The organism is Brevibacterium sp. UCMA 11754, assembly GCF_021532275.1.
In the GTDB taxonomy this organism is placed as follows: Bacteria; Actinomycetota; Actinomycetes; order Actinomycetales; family Brevibacteriaceae; genus Brevibacterium.
Genome location: NZ_JACBOT010000024.1, coordinates 319,932 through 337,094 on the forward strand (window position 1 = coordinate 319,932; position 17,163 = coordinate 337,094).

Annotated in this window: 15 protein-coding genes and 2 tRNA genes; 5 read left to right on the forward strand and 12 right to left on the reverse strand. The window is 64.3% G+C overall.

Going from position 1 to position 17,163, the window contains the following annotated elements; genetic code table 11:
• Positions 1-42: 42 nt before the first annotated feature.
• A complete protein-coding gene (gene galK / locus HX613_RS13490) occupies positions 43-1,281 on the reverse strand; it encodes a galactokinase (protein WP_235345794.1) in 1,239 nt (412 codons plus the stop codon).
• Positions 1,278-2,414 carry a galactose-1-phosphate uridylyltransferase gene (galT, locus tag HX613_RS13495; protein WP_235345795.1) on the reverse strand — a complete coding sequence of 379 codons (1,137 nt, stop codon included), beginning with the start codon at positions 2,412-2,414 and terminating at the stop codon, positions 1,278-1,280. The genes galK and galT overlap by 4 nt, the downstream gene beginning before the upstream one ends.
• A gap of 180 nt (positions 2,415-2,594) precedes the next feature.
• Here galT and HX613_RS13500 point away from each other — a divergent pair, with 180 nt between their 5' ends.
• Both HX613_RS13500 and HX613_RS13505 read left to right on the forward strand, forming a co-directional pair.
• The gene (locus HX613_RS13500; RefSeq protein ID WP_235345796.1) at positions 2,595-3,563 is read left to right on the forward strand and encodes an aldose 1-epimerase family protein; all 969 of its coding nucleotides are present in this window, start codon (positions 2,595-2,597) and stop codon (positions 3,561-3,563) included.
• Positions 3,564-3,635: 72 nt separating this feature from the next.
• Complete coding sequence (locus tag HX613_RS13505) at positions 3,636-4,505, forward strand: DUF4282 domain-containing protein (protein WP_235345797.1); 870 nt, start codon at positions 3,636-3,638, stop codon at positions 4,503-4,505.
• Positions 4,506-4,731: 226 nt separating this feature from the next.
• Here the strand turns inward: HX613_RS13505 and HX613_RS13510 are convergent.
• The 5 genes from HX613_RS13510 to HX613_RS13530 all read right to left on the reverse strand — a co-directional run bounded on the left by HX613_RS13510 (position 4,732) and on the right by HX613_RS13530 (position 8,736).
• Positions 4,732-4,804, reverse strand: a tRNA-Glu gene (locus tag HX613_RS13510).
• Between the two features lie 38 nt (positions 4,805-4,842).
• Positions 4,843-4,914: transfer RNA gene (locus HX613_RS13515), tRNA-Gln, on the reverse strand.
• A 178-nt stretch (positions 4,915-5,092) separates the two neighbouring features.
• A complete protein-coding gene (locus HX613_RS13520; protein WP_235345798.1) occupies positions 5,093-6,382 on the reverse strand; it encodes an alpha/beta fold hydrolase in 1,290 nt (429 codons plus the stop codon).
• 2 nt (positions 6,383-6,384) lie between these two features.
• Positions 6,385-7,851: a glutamate--tRNA ligase gene (gene gltX, locus HX613_RS13525; RefSeq protein WP_328284963.1), complete on the reverse strand. Its 1,467-nt coding sequence runs from the start codon at positions 7,849-7,851 to the stop codon at positions 6,385-6,387.
• 78 nt (positions 7,852-7,929) lie between these two features.
• On the reverse strand, positions 7,930-8,736 hold the full coding sequence (locus tag HX613_RS13530; RefSeq protein WP_235345799.1) for a fumarylacetoacetate hydrolase family protein: 807 nt from the start codon (positions 8,734-8,736) through the stop codon (positions 7,930-7,932).
• Between the two features lie 73 nt (positions 8,737-8,809).
• Between HX613_RS13530 and HX613_RS13535 the strand changes: the two genes are divergently transcribed.
• The 3 genes from HX613_RS13535 to HX613_RS13545 all read left to right on the forward strand — a co-directional run bounded on the left by HX613_RS13535 (position 8,810) and on the right by HX613_RS13545 (position 13,745).
• Positions 8,810-11,644: an ATP-dependent RNA helicase gene (locus HX613_RS13535; RefSeq protein WP_235345800.1), complete on the forward strand. Its 2,835-nt coding sequence runs from the start codon at positions 8,810-8,812 to the stop codon at positions 11,642-11,644.
• Positions 11,641-12,624 (forward strand): 3-methyladenine DNA glycosylase, encoded by a 984-nt coding sequence (locus HX613_RS13540; RefSeq protein ID WP_235345801.1) that lies wholly within the window; start codon positions 11,641-11,643, stop codon positions 12,622-12,624. The genes HX613_RS13535 and HX613_RS13540 overlap by 4 nt, the downstream gene beginning before the upstream one ends.
• Before the next feature lie 68 nt (positions 12,625-12,692).
• Complete coding sequence (locus HX613_RS13545) at positions 12,693-13,745, forward strand: zinc-binding dehydrogenase (protein WP_235345802.1); 1,053 nt, start codon at positions 12,693-12,695, stop codon at positions 13,743-13,745.
• Between the two features lie 20 nt (positions 13,746-13,765).
• Here the strand turns inward: HX613_RS13545 and HX613_RS13550 are convergent, their stop codons facing one another.
• The 5 genes from HX613_RS13550 to HX613_RS13570 all read right to left on the reverse strand — a co-directional run bounded on the left by HX613_RS13550 (position 13,766) and on the right by HX613_RS13570 (position 17,161).
• Positions 13,766-14,200: an HIT family protein gene (locus HX613_RS13550; RefSeq protein WP_235345803.1), complete on the reverse strand. Its 435-nt coding sequence runs from the start codon at positions 14,198-14,200 to the stop codon at positions 13,766-13,768.
• Positions 14,201-14,215: 15 nt separating this feature from the next.
• Positions 14,216-14,794 carry a maltokinase N-terminal cap-like domain-containing protein gene (locus HX613_RS13555; RefSeq protein WP_235345804.1) on the reverse strand — a complete coding sequence of 193 codons (579 nt, stop codon included), beginning with the start codon at positions 14,792-14,794 and terminating at the stop codon, positions 14,216-14,218.
• Position 14,795: 1 nt separating this feature from the next.
• Positions 14,796-15,581 (reverse strand): FAD-dependent thymidylate synthase, encoded by a 786-nt coding sequence (gene thyX / locus HX613_RS13560; RefSeq protein WP_235345805.1) that lies wholly within the window; start codon positions 15,579-15,581, stop codon positions 14,796-14,798.
• 240 nt (positions 15,582-15,821) lie between these two features.
• Positions 15,822-16,706, reverse strand: a complete 885-nt coding sequence (locus HX613_RS13565; protein WP_235345806.1) for a peptidase E — start codon at positions 16,704-16,706, stop codon at positions 15,822-15,824.
• The gene (locus tag HX613_RS13570) at positions 16,667-17,161 is read right to left on the reverse strand and encodes a hypothetical protein (RefSeq protein WP_235345807.1); all 495 of its coding nucleotides are present in this window, start codon (positions 17,159-17,161) and stop codon (positions 16,667-16,669) included. Before HX613_RS13570 ends, HX613_RS13565 begins: the two co-directional genes overlap by 40 nt.
• Between the last annotated feature and the right edge of the window lie 2 nt (positions 17,162-17,163).

A 17,163-nucleotide genomic window follows, 5' to 3' on the forward strand; every position in this document is an offset into this window, starting at 1 on the left:
ACAGGCGATTCCGCTGCCTGGCCGGCCCATTCTCCTGCGGGGTCAGGCGATTCTGCCCGCGCCCTTTCCCGGGCTGACTGCGAAGATGTCGGGCCTGCGGAATCCGTGGTCGGCGAACGTCGCGCGGATGGCCTCGCCCACCTGGTCGACACTCGCCGTGTCGACGAGTGCGATCGCCGAACCCCCGAAGCCGCCGCCGGTCATCCGCGCTCCGATCGCACCGGCCGACATGGCGGCCGCGACAGCGGTGTCGAGTTCGGTGCACGAAACCTCATAGTCGTGGACGAGGGAGTCGTGGGAGGCAAGCAGGAGCTCGCCGATTCCGCGAATGCTGCGGCTCTCATCGCCGCCGCCCTCTAAGAGTTCGACGGTGGCCCGGACCCGGGCGTTCTCACTGAAGACGTGCCGCACCCGCTTCTTCTGCTCCTCGTTGAGCGGGCCAAGGTCCAAGCTCTCATCCAGTTCGCGCAGACTCGCAGTTCCGAGGATCCTGGCGGCCTCCTCGCAGGTGCGCCGCCGGTCGCCGTATCCGCTCTCGCTGTGGGAGTGGGACACGCGGGTATCAATGACGAGCAGCCGCAGCCCTTCGGCTTCGAGATCGAAGGGGATCTGTCGAGTCCGAAGGTCCCGACAGTCGAGGAAGAGTGCATGCCCGGCCTCGGTCATGATCGAGGCCGCCTGATCGACGATTCCGGTGGGAGCGCCGACGAAGTCGTTCTCGGCGCGCTGGGTCAGCAGCGCCTTCTCTCGATCGTCGAGTCCGAGCCCGAAGATCTCGTCGAGGGCGATGAGGACCGCCACCTCGAGGGCATGGGAGGAAGACAGACCGGCTCCTACGGGCACTGTCGATTCGATGTAGAGGTCGATGCCGCCGACGATCGTGCCCGTCGTCTTGGCGATCTCATCGACAACACCCGCCGGGTGGCTGAGCCAGCTCGGCAGAGCTCCGGGTACGAGCTCTTCGGCCGCGAACTGGCCTGCGAGCCTCTCGCCCGACTCGTCTCGATGGTCGGAGACGATCCGGATGCTCTCCTGGCGCCGAGGTGGTGCCGCAGTTCCGTGTTCATGAGGCTCCGATCGGCCCTGAGGACGCCGGCCGATGGCCACGTGGACTGCCCTGTCAATGGCGATGGGAAGGACGAATCCGTTGTTGTAGTCTGTGTGTTCTCCGATGAGATTCACGCGCCCGGGAGCACGGAAGCAGTCATCCGGCGGATAGCCGAACACCGCTTCGAACTCGCGGCGCAGGCTAGGGGCCGTCGGAGCGGTGGCCGCGCTCATCTGCGACCGTCTTCGAGCGCAGGCGACGCCGCACGCAGCCGTGCAGCGGTCTCCTCGGCGGAGACGTCGCCGACGAAGGCGCCCATGGCCGCTTCGGATCCAGCGAGGAACTTCAGCTTGTTCTCGGCACGTCTGGGGCTGGTGATCTCGAGATGCATCCACTCTGCCGAGTGGTCCGCGCAGTTGACCGGCGCCTGATGCCACGCTGCAATGTATGGGGTGGGAGTCGAATAGAGATTGTCGATCCTTCGCAGCACCTCGGGGTAGAGGCCAGCGAGGTCGTCGCGTTCGGCATCGTCGAGTTCGTCGAGTCCCAGCACCTGCCGATGCGGGACGATGTGGACTTCGACCGGCCACCGAGCTGCAAAGGGCACGAAAGCAGAGAAGTATGCCGACTCAAGGATCATCCGCTCCCCCGAGCCGCGTTCGAAGTCGAGGACGTCGCCCAGCAGCGGCCTGCCCGTCTCACGTTTGTGCTGCACCGCTCGAGCCGAGGTGATCACGGTGTGCGGGGTGACGAACGGATAGGCATAGATCTGGCCGTGCGGGTGGTTCATCGTCACACCGATCTCCTCGCCCCGATTCTCGAACACGAAGACCTGCTCGATCCCCTCTTGTGCGGCGAGCTCGCTGCTCCGGTTCGCCCAGGCGTCGATGACCGTGCGGGCACGTGCCGGGTCGAGGTCGGCGAACGATCCGTTGTGCTCGGAGGAGAAGACGACGACCTCACAGCGCCCATGGGCCGGGGCGGTCAGTGCGGCTTCGGAGGCCGCCTCGGCGAATTTCTGCCTCGGATCGGCAGGCACCGCTCCGAGTGATGGCCCCAGCGAAGGGAACCTGTTCTCGAAGACGACGACGTCGTAGTCGGCAACAGGGATCTCTGTGGGGCGTCCGGGCACCGAGGGGCAGAGGGGACATTCGGCGGCTGCAGGAAGATGAGTCCGCGACTGGCGATGCGTGGCCACGGCCACCCACTCGCCGGTGAGCAGGTCGAAGCGCAGCTGTCCGCCGGTAGGACGCGGCTCTGCCGGGCGATGGTCCTCAGCAGGTGGTGCCGCCGTCGAATCTGCGTCCTGGAAGAACAGGATGTCTCTGCCATCGGCAAGCGTGTTCCGACGAACCTGTGTGCTCAACGGACACCTACGAGTTCAATGGCTCGTCGGTGGAATTGAGAAACGCTACACTGACCCATCAGACCTCCCAAAAGTGATCATTTTCGATCATAATGCTAACATCTGCATGGGAGAGATCCCATATCTCGCGTAGAATTCTGGGACACCGGAATATCCGCTCACCACCTGCTCAGGAGTCGCATGACCGATCTCATCGAGCTCGCCCTGGGCGACGACAGCGCGGTCGTCTCCACAAGCGGAGCAGCTCTGCTCGACTACACCGTCGGGGATCGTCCCGTCGTCGTCCAGATGTCCGCCTTCGATGGCGCCGTCCTGGCACCGTGGCCGAACCGAATCGCCGATGGACGCTATGACTTCAACGGCCGCTCCCACCAGCTGCCCATCACCGAGGCCTCACGCGGAACGTCTCTGCATGGTCTTGTGGCCGAGACCGACTGGAAGGTGAGTGAACGCAACAACGCCTCGGTGCGGCTCGAAACGGACATCTCCGGCCCGCCGGGGTATCCCTTTGAATTGTCCCTTGAGGTGACCTACACCCTCGTCGCGCGTGAAGACGAGGACGAATGTGCGAATGACTGCGAGGGCAGCGGCGAGCTCCAGGTCTTGGCTCTCGCGCGAAACATCGGGCAGGAGCCCGCTCCCTTCGGTTTCGGCTTTCATCCCTGGATCCACCCAGGCGCACAACGAGTTGATCGGGCACAGCTCCTCATTCCGGCAGAGACCTGGTTCGAGACCGATGACAGACTCATCCCCCAGACGATCAGGCATTTCGACACCGGATCGTACATTCCCGCCGATCACGGGCCCGAAGAAGCATCCTGCCTCCTCTGCAAAGACTTCCGCGCTCTGCGCACCCTTGGCCCGGCGATCCTCGATGACGCCTTCGGCACCCCGCAGCGCGGTGAAGACGGGTGGTCACGAGTGAGGTTGAGAGGAGCCGACGACAGGACGGTCACCATCGGAATGGATGAGAGCTTCCGGGCCTGGCAGTTGTGCACCGGAGACGAGCTCGACCAGCCGCTTCGCCGCAGCGCCATCGCCATCGAACCGATGACGTGTCCACCTAACGCCTTCGCCTCAGGTTCGGACTTCGATGTCATAGAAGCGCAAAGCGAACTCAGCGTGGAATGGACCATCTCCTTACGTTAAGAGTTCTGGCTGCAAAGTCAGCTTGCACTGATAAGTTGCGACTATCGGCTTCAACTCGTGCGAAGGAAGATTATGTCGACACCACAGAACCCGTACTCCGGTTCGGATGCAGAGAACAATCAGAACATCCCGGGCGATCAGCCTGATCCTGACCTCAACCAGCCGCAGGAACCCGCGGCCGGGGAACAGACGGCTCACGAGCCCACTGTTCACGAGCCCGCTGTCGGCGAACAGCCAGATGACCCCCAGTCTCTTGCTGGCACTGCCCAGTATGGCCAAGGCTCACAGTTCAGTCAGAGCGAGCAGTACAACCAGGTAGATCAGTTCGGTCAGAGCGAGCAGTACAGCAGCCAGCAGAGCCAGTTCGGTCAGCAGCAGCAATTTGGCCAAGGCGGCCAGTACACGCCTCAGGATCAATACGACCAAGGCGGCCAGTACGACCCACAGAATCAGTACGGTCAATACGGGCAGCCAGCCCAGCAGGGTCAGTACTATCAGGATGCTGACTACGCCGCATACAACCAAGGAAATTACGCCGGCTCCCAGCACGCCCCGGTGGGTAATTTCCAGCAGCAGGCAGCGCAGCAGAAGCCTGGCGGAAGCGGCGGTTTCTTCAAGTCGCTCTTCGACTTCCGCTTCGATAATCTCATCGCCGTGCGATGGGCGGGATTCATCTACATCATCGCCATCGTTGTGGCTGCATTGTCCTGGTTGGGATCGATCATCGGCGGAATCGTCACGGGTGCGGCAGCAGGAGCGGCGACCAGCTATCTGAGCGATGGCCCGAGCTTCAGTCCGTGGCCGCTGCTGCTGGCGATCATCTTCGGCTGGATCATCCCCGCCCTCTGGGTGATCTTCGTCCGATTGGCCCTCGAGCTCATCGTGGCCAACGTCAAGACGGCGGAGAACACGAAGAGGATCGCGGACTCCCTCGGACGCTGAATCGCCTCAGCGTTCTCTCTGAGTGCATTCGCTCTGAGCTCACTTGCTCTGAGTTGCAGTGATCGGCTTCGAAGCCGGGCTCTGTGACTCAGAGCGAGCTGCTTCAGAGACATCCGGACCGGCGACGCTCAATGGGGCTCGCGCATCTGCAAACATAACCGTTGCAGAAGAATGACCGTGAATTAGAGCGAGCCCCACACCGATTCCTCGATGCGGGACTCAACCGTACCCCCGAGCAGGTTCGAACTGCCGTTTCCGCCTTGAGAGGGCAGCGTCCTAGGCCACTAGACGACGGGGGCCAATAAACAGCTCAGAGTCATACTCCCGATGCTGTTCGCTGGGGTACCAGGACTTGAACCTAGACTAAATGTACCAGAAACACTCGTGCTGCCAATTACACCATACCCCAATGTCATTCAGGCTCATCCCCGGAGGAATTTCCCTGAGCAACGAGATATAACTCTACACAAACCCCCCGCTCGACTCCAAATCATCGGGGCTCATTTTCGGTGTGACCTTCTTAACACCACTTCCCGCGAGAACGATTTGCCTCTGGCTCGAACGATGTGCCACCTACACGAACGAATTCACTCCCGCGCCAGGGAGATGAGGCGATCGAGCACCCGGTATCCGTCGGCACGCAGTCCGTTGTGCTCGTACTCGTTCGTCACCCATGGCTTCACTCCGTCGAGGAGGTCCGCTGTGGCCAGTGAGTACTCCGGAGGAATGTAGGCATCCTCGAAGTACACTGCTGCGCCTCCGCGCACGTTTGAGGACCGCAGCGCATCAACGTCGTAGAGCCTGGGCCATTCGTGCTGTGCCACGAGCTGGGCCACCTCGGCGAAGGGGGCAAGCTCCGGATCCTCGGCAAGTGACTCGGGCCCGGCGTGCTCGCCGGCCAAAAGGGTCGGATCGGCTTCGACGTCCGCAGGCATTGCCCGCCGAGCTGCCCAGTTGGTGACCGCACCGTCGGCCCAGCAGGACTCGTGGACCACGGCGTAGAGCGGATTTCTTCCCGAGAACGGCAGTGCGGCAGCCAGATCATGACGGAATGCCGCCGAGGCGGGGTCCAGGTCCAGCAGGTAGTGCAGCTTCTCGGGTCCGTCGGAGGCTCCGAGGAAGTGCCCGAGGAGCCGGATGCGTTCCGTCGTGGCGCGCGCTCCGCCGGGCAGTGCGATGCCCCCATCCGCCTCGGCGAGGTCGATGATCCGGGCGAGCTTGTCGCGGTCACCGGGGAATGCTCGGTAGAACTGCTCCGACTTCCGCTTCATGCCTTCCCACGTCGTGGCGTACACGGTGGCGGGGTCGGTGCCGATCGCCGGCAGTCCGCCGGTGAAGTAGACCTCGTTCAGCGTTTCCGAATGCGCGGAGACATACCGCAGGGCGGTGAATCCTCCGAACGACTGGCCCAGCAGCGACCAGGAGTCGACTCCCAGCCCGCGGCGCAGGATCTCAGCGTCCTCGACGATCGAATCGGCACGGTAGTGGCTCAGCGCCGCAGCGATGTCTGCGGGAGCCTCGCCGAGCCCGTCGAGACCGGTGATGCGTCCGCCCACGGAGCCGATGGGGCTCGATCTCCCGGTTCCGCGCTGGTCGAGCATGACGACTTGGAAGTCCTCGAGTGCTCGCGCCAACCAGGTGGACTCGCCGACGGGGGTGGTGGGCCTGGGTGCTTCGACACCCGGACCGCCCTGCAGAAACACGAGGTACGGCTTGGTGCTGTCCGCCTCGGTCGCGGTGATCCGGGCGAAGACCTCGATGTGCGCCGAGGCGGCCGCGGACAGTCCCGCTCCCCCACCGAAGTGGTCGAGCGGGGCTTCGAAGGTCACGTCCTTCAGGTGCAGTCCCCCACGCGTCCAGGCCGCCTGATTGAGCATCGTCACAGCTGGGCTGCCAGCGCCCGCAGGCGAGTCAGTGACGAGTCCTTGCCGAGGATCTCCATGGACTCGAACAGAGGTGGTGAGACCTTGCGTCCGGACACGGCCACGCGCAGCGGGCCGAAGGCCAGTCGAGGCTTGATCTCCATCTCGGTGACCAGTTTGACCTGAAGCGTTTCGTGCAGCGTGTCCGTCGTCCAGTCCTCGACTCCTTCGAGGACCTCGATCGAGGCGGCGAGCACCTCGGGAGCCGAATCCTTCAGGGTCTTCAGACCGTCCTCGGCCATGGTCAGCTCGGAATCGGGAGTGAACAGGAATGCCAGCAGGTCAGGTGCTTCGCCGAGGAGGTTCATCCTCGTCTGCACAAGCGGAGCCGCCTGGCTGAGGATCTCCAGCTGAGCCTCCGATGGCTTCTCCGGGAGCACCTCGGCGGCCTGGAGATAGGGCACCAGACGGTCACGGAAGTCGCTGACGTCGAGGAGCCGGATGTGGTCGGCGTTGATCGACGTCGCCTTCTTCACATCGAAACGGGCAGGGTTGGGCAGAACATCGTGGATGTCGAAGGCCTCAACGAATTCCTTGACGCTGAAGACGTCTCGGTCGGGTCCGATCGACCAGCCGAGCAGGGCCAGGTAGTTGATGATGCCTTCGGGGATGAAACCGTTGTCGCGGTGGAGGAACAGATTGGATTCCGGATCGCGCTTGGACAGTTTCTTGTTGCCATCGCCCATCACGTAGGGCAGGTGACCGAACTCGGGGGTCGCCTCGGCGACGCCGATGTCCTTGAGCGCTTCGTAGAGCACGACCTGACGTGGGGTCGAGGACAGCAGGTCCTCACCGCGCAGCACATGGGTGATGCCCATGAGGGCGTCGTCGACGGGGTTGACCAGGGTGTACAGCGGCTGGCCGTTCGCTCGGACGACGACGTAGTCGGGAATGGTGCCTGCACGGAAGGTGATCTCTCCGCGCACCAGGTCGGTGAAGGTGACGTCCTCGGCCGGCATGCGCACACGCCAGACGGGTTCGCGGCCTTCGGCCTTGAAGCCGGCGATCTGCTCGGCGGTGAGGTCCCGGTCGTAGCCGTCGTAGCCGAGCTTGGGGTCGCGGCCTGCGGCCTTGTGCCTGGCTTCGACCTCTTCGTTGGTCGAGTAGGACTGATAGATGTGTCCGGCGGCCTTGAGCTTCTCGATCACGCCGGCGTAGATGTCGCCGCGCTGGGACTGGCGGTAGGGTCCGTCGGGTCCGCCGACGTCGATGCCTTCATCCCAGTCGAGGCCGAGCCACTTCATGGCCTCGAGGACCTGGCCGAAGCTCTCCTCGGTGTCACGGGCGGCGTCGGTGTCCTCGATGCGGAAGACGAACTTTCCGCCGGTGTGCTTCGCATACGCCCAGTTGAACAGGGCGGTGCGGACCATACCGACGTGCGGGGTGCCGGTGGGTGATGGGCAGAAACGAACTTTGACGCTCACTGTGATCCTTCGGTCTCTGGTGCTGCGAGTTGTGGGGCTGCTGCGTGGTGGGGCTTGAGCTGGTGATGTGTGCTGGTCTCAGGCGTCCATGACCATGTTGGTGAGGACTCCGAGACCGTCGATCGCGATATCGACACGGTTTCCGGCGACGATCTGACCCACACCGGCGGGAGTGCCGGTGAGGAGGACGTCTCCGGGCAGCAAGGTGATCGTTTCGGACAGGTGCTCGATGATCGTCGGGATATCGAAGATGAAGTCGGCGGTTGTGCCGTCCTGCTTCAGATCCCCGTCGACCCAGGACCGGATGGAGAGGTCATCGACGTCGAGTTCGGTTTCGATCCATGGTCCAAGTGGGCTCGAGGTGTCGAAGCCCTTCGCCCGGGTCCACTGATTGTCCGACTTCTGGATGTCCCGCAGTGTGACATCGTTGCTCGCGGTGTAGCCGAGGACGTAGTCGAAGGCGTTCTCTGCCTTCACGCCTTTGGCGACGCGACCGATGATGACGGCCAGCTCTGCTTCGTAGGACACGTATTCGCTGATGGCGGGCAGACGGATCGGGTCTCCGGGTCCGATGACCGAGGTGTTGGGCTTGAAGAAGGTCAGCGGGCTGACGGGCACCTCATTGCCGAGCTCGGCGGCATGGTCGGCGAAGTTGCGGCCGACGCCGATGACCTTCGACCGCGGCAGGATCGGGCTGAGCAGACGAACATCGTCGAACTTCAGCCGCTCCCCCGTCGACTGGGCCGGAGCGAAGAACGGGTCCTGGTCGAGAACGGCGAGGCTGAGGCCGGACGTGTCCCACGTGCCGTCCTCAATCTGCGGCACGTCGCCTTCGACGACTCCGTATTTGGGTTCATCCTGGTGCACAAATCTGGCAATACGCATGTGCCCCAGTCTAGTCAGTCGCTTGAGTGCCTGGCACACGGGCTTTCCGGCTTTCGGCTGAGACACTGGGGACATGCCCGATTCTCGACGCCTCGACCTGCAGACCATCTCTGCGGGCCTGCCCGCTGCTGCGCTCATCGACCAGTTGGCGCACTCCTCTGTCGGTACCTTCCCCCGTCTGGTCGTCGAGGCCCCGCCCGGAACCGGCAAGACCACCTTGGTGCCGCCGCTCATCGCCGAGCATCTGACCAGAAGCCTGACAGTGCCCGCTGATTCACCCGCTGACCTGGGGCGCATCATCGTCACTCAGCCAAGGCGCATGGCGGCTCGAGCAGCGGCCAGGCGACTGGCGACGCTGACGGGGACCCGCCTCGGCGAGGACATCGGGTTCACGGTTCGCGGCGAATCGCGGACCTCGGCGCGCACGAGGATCGAGTTCGTGACCACGGGAGTGCTGCTGAGCAGGCTTCTGCGCGATCCCGAGTTGGCAGGAGTCTCAGCGGTCATCCTCGATGAAGTGCACGAACGGCAGCTGGACACCGATCTGACGTTCGCGCTGTGCCGAGAGCTCATCGATCTGCGTGAGGACCTTGGTCTCGTCGTCATGTCGGCCACCCTTGACGCCAGGATGTGGGCGAGACGCTTGGGCTCCGGAGACAGCACTGTCGGAGACTTCTCTGACGGGATCTCCTCCGACAGCGGTGGGGAGCCTGCCGTGCTGCTCTCGGTCGCCGCCGAGGTCCATCCCCTCGACGTCAGATGGGCACCGGCGAAGCAGCGACCTCTGGAGGCACGCGGGGTGACCTGGGACTTCCTCGATCACGTGGCGCGAACGACCGTCGATGCCCTGTCTCGGCACGAGCGTGGCGACGTGCTCGTGTTCGCCCCCGGCGCCCGGGAAGTCGAGGAGATCGCGTCACGGATCACCCGGTCGCTTCACACCGGCGCGGGAACACAAGTCCACACTCTGCTCGGTCGCACTCCGGCCAAGGACCAGGATGCGATCCTGCGCCCACATCCCGCCGAGGCTGGCCACCGTCGCGTGATCGTGTCGACCTCGGTCGCGGAGTCGGCTCTGACGGTTCCCGGAGTGAGCATCGTCGTCGACTCGGGGCTGGCCAGAGGACCGCGGTTGGACACTCGTCGTGGAATGTCGGGGCTGGTCACTACCCGTGAGTCCAAGGCCTCGGGAACTCAGCGTGGTGGTCGTGCCTCACGGCTGGGCCCGGGCACGGTCTATCGCTGCCTGTCCGAACCGGATTGGGCGAGTCTGCCCGAGCACACGCCTGCGGAGATTGCGACCTCAGATCTCACCTCTGCGGTGCTGACCCTCGCCGTGTGGGGCGGCGACACGGACCTGCTGCCGGATCCGATGCCAGAGGGCCCGCACCGCCTGGCCATAGAGAATCTCGTGGCCCTCGGCGCGATCGAGGTCGCAGAATCCGGGGAGACGGCAGAATCCGGGGAAGCGGCGGGCAGTGAGGACAGGGCGAGCGCCGAGTCTGGGGCGCTCGAGGACGCCGCTGTCACCGTGACGGAGCTGGGGCGGGCCATCGCCCGGATTCCTGCCTCCGTGTGGTCGGCGCGAGGTCTCTTCGACGGAGCCGCAATGCTGTCCCCGACCGCGGCAGCCGAGGCGATCGCTGTGATCGAATCCGAGCACCGTGCTCCTGGCGCCGATCTTGTGGCCACCCTGCGCGAGCTGCGGCGCAGCAAGGACCGGCGGTTCACCCAAGATGTGAAGCGTTTCGCGGGCCTGGCCGCGGAGTTCTCGGATCCGCCTGGCGCTGCTCCACGAGACTCTGCCGCACGCGACGCTGCCGGGCACGACACAGCCGCACGCGAGGCAGCAGTCCACCAAGCGCAAGGCCACAGCTCAATTCGAGGTGGTTCTCTGCGCCCCGATGATCTGGGGCTCGTGGTGGCGCTTGCCCACCCGCTGCAGATCGGACGGCTGCGCAGTTCCTCTGCTTCCGAGTATCTGCTGGCATCCGGCACGGCGGCGTCCCTGCCCCGGAACTCGTCTCTGCAGGGCAGCCCGTGGTTGGCGATCTCCGATGTCGGGCTCTCGGGCGGTCGCGCCGTGATCAGGGCCGCTGTGGTCATCGACGAGGACACCGCTGAACTTGCAGGCGCCGGACTGATGGCGACCGAGGAGACTGCGACCTTCGATCAGGGGAAGGTGCGCGCGGTGCGCCGGACCCGCCTCGGCGGCATCGAACTCACTGCCACGCCGATCAAGGCGAGTCCTGATCTGGCTCGGTCGGCGATCGCAGCGTCTGTGCGCCAGCGCGGGGCCCGCGAGATTCTGCGACCCAGCGAGGCATTCGAAGAGCTGCGGTCACGGTTGGGGCTGCTGCATGCCGTCTATGGGTTTCCGTGGCCGGACGTGCGCTGGTCGCGGCTGTCCCAAACCCTGATCGACTGGTGCCCGGCAGCCCTGGATCGGATCGCACGTGGAGCGGACCCGGGCAAGGTCGATCTGGTGTCGGCGCTGCGCACACTCCTGCCCTGGCCGCAGGCGGCTCGCCTCGAGGAGTTGGTGCCAGTGAGCATCGAGGTGCCCAGCGGTTCACGGATCCGCCTCGACTACCCCGATCCCGACCTGGTGGATACGGATTCCGAGTCCGAGCAGGGGCCGGTGCTCGCGGTCAGGCTCCAGGAGTGCTTCGGTTGGCAGACGGCTCCGAGCGTGTGTGAGGGCCGGGTGCCCGTGGTGGTCCACCTGCTGTCCCCCGCCCGCCGCCCGTTGGCGGTCACCAGCGATCTAGCTTCCTTCTGGGCAAATGCGTATTCCCACGTCAGAGCGGAGAACCGCGGCCGGTATCCGAAGCATTCATGGCCGGAGGATCCGCTGACGGCACCCCCGCTGCGCGGGACCAAGCGGTCTGGGACAATGAAGGGGTGACCTCCACCGCCTCGCTGACAGCCGACAGCACCGACTTACTCGGTGCTGCCAATGGTGCTGCCGGAGGTACTGCCGATGGTGCTGCAGGAACCGCCGGTGCTGCGATCAGCGCGTCCAGGTGGCGCGGCCTGCGTGATCATCACGCAACGCGGATCGCAGAGAGGACCGATGCGCACCTCGCCCGCCGTCTCAAGGGCGAGAAGCACCCGGTCGAGGACTTCCTGTTCACCTACTATCCGTTCAAAGCGGGTCAGCTGGCCAAATGGAACCCCGGCCCCGGGGTGCGGCTCGAACTGGCCGCTGAAGCCGATCAGTCCTATTTCGACCGTCGCTGGTACCAAACGAACCCCGCCGGCACGGTCGCCGAGGTCGATGTCGAAGCCTGGCGCGAAGACCGGGGCGATGGGGCGAAGTTCATCGCCTCCCTGCTCCAGTCGACCCTCCATCGTGAGGCGAACTTCGGGTGCTTCGGCATCCACGAATGGGCAATGGTCTACAAGCTCAGCGAAGAACAGCGCCGCCACCAGCAGGTGCCGCTGCGCCTGAGCCATGAGGCCACCGATGCCGTCGTCGAGAGCCACCGGATCCAGTGCTCGCACCACGACGCGTTCCGCTTCTTCACCGAACCCGCCCGGCCCCGCAACACCCTTCAGCCCACCCGCGAGTCCATGGTGGCCAACGAGCAGCCCGGCTGTCTGCACGCGGGAATGGACCTGTACAAATGGGCGATGAAGATCGGCCCCATCGCCCCCTCCGACCTCGTCGTCGACTGCTTCGATCTGGCGCTCGACATCCGCACCCTCGATATGGAGGCCTCGCCCTACGATCTGCGTGGCTGGGGCTACGGTGTCGTCGCCATCGAAACCGCCGCGGGCAAGGCCGAGTATATGGACCGGCAGAAGGCCTTCTCCGAACGTGCGCAGGCTCTGCGGCAGCGACTGCTCGACGCTCTGAGCCACGTGGGAATCCACGCCCGGTAGAGTTCGCCGGCCAGCACACAGTGTGGACCGCGCTGTGCAGCAGGAACGCCTCTGCATAGGATCGGCGTGTGCGCGCAATCGTCTATGAAGAATTCTCTGTCCTCCCTCAGTTGAGAGACATCGAGCCTCCCTCCACCCCCAGTTCTGGTGTCGTCATCGACGTCGAAGCCACCGGAGTGTGCCGCAGCGACCATCACGCCTGGTCAGGCCACGATTCGACGATCACACTGCCCCACGTGCCCGGGCACGAGCTGGTCGGACGCATCGCCTCGGAGGGGCCCCAAGTCACGAAATTCCACACCGGCCAGCGTGTGACCGTGCCATTCGTGTGCGGCTGCGGTCGCTGCCGGTGGTGCTTGAGCGGCAACGCACAGGTGTGTCCCGATCAGACTCAGCCCGGGTTCACCCACTTCGGCTCCTGGGCGGATCAGGTGGTCATCCACAACGCCGATGCCAACCTCATCGCTGTTCCGGACGATCTCCCTGCCTCGGCGATGGTGGGACTCGGTTGCCGATTCGCCACAGCCTTCCACGGACTGCGTGTGCGGGCGAACCTTCACGAGGGTGAGACGGTTGCCGTCTTCGGCTGCGGCGGAGTCGGGCTGTCGGCGATCATGATCGCCCAGGCCATCGGCGCGAAGGTCATCGCGATCGATGTCAGCGATGCTGCGCTTGACCGGGCGCGTGAGCATGGAGCCGGCCACACGGTCAACGCCACCGGTAAGAACCCGGACGAACTGTCCGCCGAGGTGATCGCGCAGTTCTCGGATCAATGCCCCGATGGTGTGGCGGTGAGCGTGGATGCCCTCGGCCGTGAGGACACGATCACTGCCGCGATCGCTTCGCTGGCACCCTTGGGTCGGCACGTGCAGATCGGACTGTTGGCCGCGCCTCCTGTCGTCGACGTGGGACGTGTCATCGGTCTCGAGCTCAGCGTGCTGGGTTCCCACGGGATGGCCGCGGCCGAATACCCGGAGATGCTGGACCTCGTCGTCGACGGCAAGTTGCGCCCGCAGGATCTGGTCACGAGCGTCATCGGACTCGAGGACGCGCGAGCAGCCATGGAGGCTCTGGGCTCGAACACCGGTTCGGGGATGACGATCATCGACCTCAAGCGGTGAAATCGGGTCGCTGAGTTGGCTCAGCGATCCTCCAGCGCCGACCTCATCGACGCCGCCAGGTCCTCGATGATCTCGGCGTCACCGCGGACACCGGGTGCGAACGGCAGCCTGAGCCGGTCCTTGCCCTTGTCGCGGTAGCGCGGGATGACGTGCATATGGAAGTGGAAGACCGACTGCCAGGCGTCCTTGCCGCAGCAGTTGAGCAGGTTGACTCCATCGGCGCCCCACACGTCGAAGACCTGCTTCGCGATGCGCTGCGATTCGATCGCCACATCGGCGAGGTCAGCGGGCGGGATGTCGCGCAGATCGGTGCTGTGACTTTTCGGGACGACGAGCAGATGCCCGTCGGAGCCCGGCTGGATGTCCATGAACGCAAAGGTCGTATCCGTCTCAGCGACCTTCGCGCTCGGCACGTCACCTGCGACGATCCCGCAGAACAGGCAGTCCTGACTCATCGGCGCATCAGCCCGTCACACCATGACGGCGAGGACGACCGCGGACTCCTGACCCGACCAGCGGCCCAAGAGCAGTCCCGCGTCAGATCCCTCAGCCGGAGAGTCGAGGTTGAGCTCATACAGCACCTGCACGTCTTCGGCACCGGCCAGCGGACCCGTGCCCCAGGCATGAGCCACATCGGTGATCTCTTCGATCCTGTTGCCCTCATCGTCGACGCGGTACTGCTTCGCAGATGTTCCAGCGGTGGCGATCGTGTGGTCCAGTCGCTGCCGGAATAGAGGATCGCCCATCCCGGCGTAGACCCAGCGCTTGCCGAGGATGGAATGTTCTATGGTGGCGATCAGGTGCTTGTCGGCACCTGCCAACTCTGCGCCGCGGTAGGTCAGGGGCACCTGGAAGACACGGTCACCGGCGGCGACGATGTGGATCTCGGCTCCAACCTTGCCTTCCGGATCATCTAACCGGTAGGAAGTGACCTTCTGCAGCGAGTCCGGAGCCACGTCGGCCTCGGCTGCCCACGCCTGCTTAGTCAGCCAGGCAGAGATGACGTCGAGTTTTCCGGGGTTGAGTTCGGCCTTGTAGATGTCTGCCATGTCATGCCTTTCGGGTTCCGGGGATCCATTCCCCGTCGACGACTTCGTAGTCGGAGAATACTGCTGGGGCCTCTTCGAGCATGGCCTCACCGATCTTGTTGAACACCAGTCGGATCTCTTCCTCAGCGCCCTTGGCGGTGCGCATCTCGATGACGTGACGCAGGGAGCGGAGGTTGGCGGTGTAGACGATGCCAGTAGCCAGACCCTCGGGAGCGAAGCGACGCATGAAGGAAGTCATGTGCTTCTTATGGGAGAACTTGGTGCTGGCTTCGTCGAGTTCGAAGTGCTCGGTCATCCACTTCTGGTGCTCTTCGAGCGTGTCGAGGACCTTGAGGGAGCGTTCCATGAGTTCCGAGTCCTCACGTGCCCATTCAGGGAACCAGAACGGAATGTCGGCCAGGCGGACGTAGCGCAGGGATTCCTGTGAGAACGCCGATCCTGCACGGTGGCGGATCAGTTCGTGGGTGAGCACTCGCGAGACGTTGTGCAGCACGAAGGTGAAGTTCGCGTGTTCGAGCACCGAACCGTGGTGGGATTTGATGACATTGCCCAGGTACTGGGCCGAATCCGTGCGCACGCGGGACACGTTCGGGTTCAGTCCCGGCTCCCATGAGCGGTAGCACATGCGTCCGGAGAACTCCACGATGTCCTCAGCGTCCGGGGACTCGGCCTCTTCGACACGATCCGCCCAGGTAGTTCCGCCCACCTCGTCGAGGTATGTCCTCATCGATTCCCAGTCGATGCTGGGTTTTGCGAGCAGTTCTACGGACGGTTCGACCTGGCGCATGGCTCTCCTTGTGCAGGGTATGGCTTGATTGATTCCCAATCCTACAGACCAGATCGCCGAGGTGGTCCGACGGTCCGTGCCGAATGTTTCCAGATACCTCGAACGCGCGTGAAAAAGTGAACGCTCAGGAGGGCCGCTCCGCCGCCGAGGAAGGGTACGCGGCGCCGACCGGGGAAGGGTATGCGGCGCCGCGCTGCTGCCGCTGGGCAAAGGCGAGTGCCTCCCGCAGCTGCTCGTCGTTCATCGCAGCACCTGCCTGGGGACAGTGCCGGCGTGGGTGTCGGGGCCGGTCACAGGATCGCTGTCGACGCCGCTGTCGCCACCGGCGTCGAGTCGTGTTTCGCCTCGGCCGTCAACGACGTAGGCGTGTGCCTCGGATTTCTCCGCAATCACCGAGGTGGCTCTGAAGTTCTCGAAGACGACGCCAGCATGGTCATCGATGGCAAGTCCGGGTCCCGGAAGCTGGCCGGCCTCGATCCATGTTCGGAAGGTCTCGACCCGACCGGGTTCACCGTGATAGTGCGGACAGGCGCTTCCGGGGATGAGTCCGAAGCCGTCGTTCAGCGGAGCCAGGGGCCCGAACGAATCTGTCGACGAGGCCTCGAACCAGCAGTTGGCACCGGCAATGATTCCGGCCAGGATGGTGCCCCGCGAAGCGGCGAGCGCCATGAGGTCATCGACTCCGTGGTCACGCCACAGCGTCAGCAGGTTGGCGGTTGATCCACCACCGACGTAGATGAGGTCCATATTCAGAAGCAGCTTCGGGTCCTGGTAGCCCCAGGGGCTCTGTCCGAACAACGAGAGCACGGATGTTTCGGCCAGTCCGGCGAACGCGGCCTCGAATCGGTGGATGTAATCGGGATTGTCTCCCGATGCCGTCGGGACGAAGCACACGCGAGGGAGCTCGCCACCACCTCGGCGGCGGTTGACTTCTGTGCTGCGTCTGCTGTGCACAGTGCGTCTGCTGTGCACAGTGTCAGCCAGCTGAAGCAGGTAGTCATCGATCGCTGATGTCCCGGACTCCGACATCGAGAACCCGCCACCGCCGAGAGCGACGATCGTCGACGGTTTCAGAGCATCATCCTTCATCGTCCGGTGGGCACGTGAGGTCGTCTGTTCTGCCATTGGTCTCGGGCTTTCCGCCCCGTTCGGCCAGCCTTCACCAATGCCACGACGGCGCCGACTCCGAGGAACAGGAAGCCGATTGCTGCGACGACGAGCACCACGATCTGGTTACCGCTCGCCCCATAGGTCAGGGCTGATAAGAGTGTGAAGATGAACAGCAGTCCCATCCCGAGCCCCATCAGCAGCGCCACCCACAGTGTGAGCACGAAGGTGGTCCGGGAATTGGGACCCCTGCGCATCAGGATGCCAGCGAATAGACAGGCACCGAAGAAGACCAGACATACCAGGCCGATCAGGCGGAGAGTGCCGATGAACATACATAGCATCGAGACCGCCACGAACACGGCCGAGACGATGATGAGTGCGGTTCCCTGCCGTCGCTCCAGGCGTTGTGCTTCCGCGGCCAGGGCCAGAGCTTGAGCCTGCCACCAGGTGCCTTGATCGTCTGGGGACATAC

Coding starts and splice junctions, on each gene's coding strand:
- galK (WP_235345794.1), bottom strand. CDS start 1,281: ATGAGCGCGGCCACCGCTCCGACGGCCCCTAGCCTGCGCCGCGAGTTC.
- HX613_RS13500 (WP_235345796.1), top strand. CDS start 2,595: ATGACCGATCTCATCGAGCTCGCCCTGGGCGACGACAGCGCGGTCGTC.
- HX613_RS13505 (WP_235345797.1), top strand. CDS start 3,636: ATGTCGACACCACAGAACCCGTACTCCGGTTCGGATGCAGAGAACAAT.
- HX613_RS13520 (WP_235345798.1), bottom strand. CDS start 6,382: ATGCTCAATCAGGCGGCCTGGACGCGTGGGGGACTGCACCTGAAGGAC.
- HX613_RS13530 (WP_235345799.1), bottom strand. CDS start 8,736: ATGCGTATTGCCAGATTTGTGCACCAGGATGAACCCAAATACGGAGTC.
- HX613_RS13535 (WP_235345800.1), top strand. CDS start 8,810: ATGCCCGATTCTCGACGCCTCGACCTGCAGACCATCTCTGCGGGCCTG.
- HX613_RS13550 (WP_235345803.1), bottom strand. CDS start 14,200: ATGAGTCAGGACTGCCTGTTCTGCGGGATCGTCGCAGGTGACGTGCCG.
- HX613_RS13555 (WP_235345804.1), bottom strand. CDS start 14,794: ATGGCAGACATCTACAAGGCCGAACTCAACCCCGGAAAACTCGACGTC.
- thyX (WP_235345805.1), bottom strand. CDS start 15,581: ATGCGCCAGGTCGAACCGTCCGTAGAACTGCTCGCAAAACCCAGCATC.
- HX613_RS13565 (WP_235345806.1), bottom strand. CDS start 16,706: ATGGCAGAACAGACGACCTCACGTGCCCACCGGACGATGAAGGATGAT.
- HX613_RS13570 (WP_235345807.1), bottom strand. CDS start 17,161: ATGTCCCCAGACGATCAAGGCACCTGGTGGCAGGCTCAAGCTCTGGCC.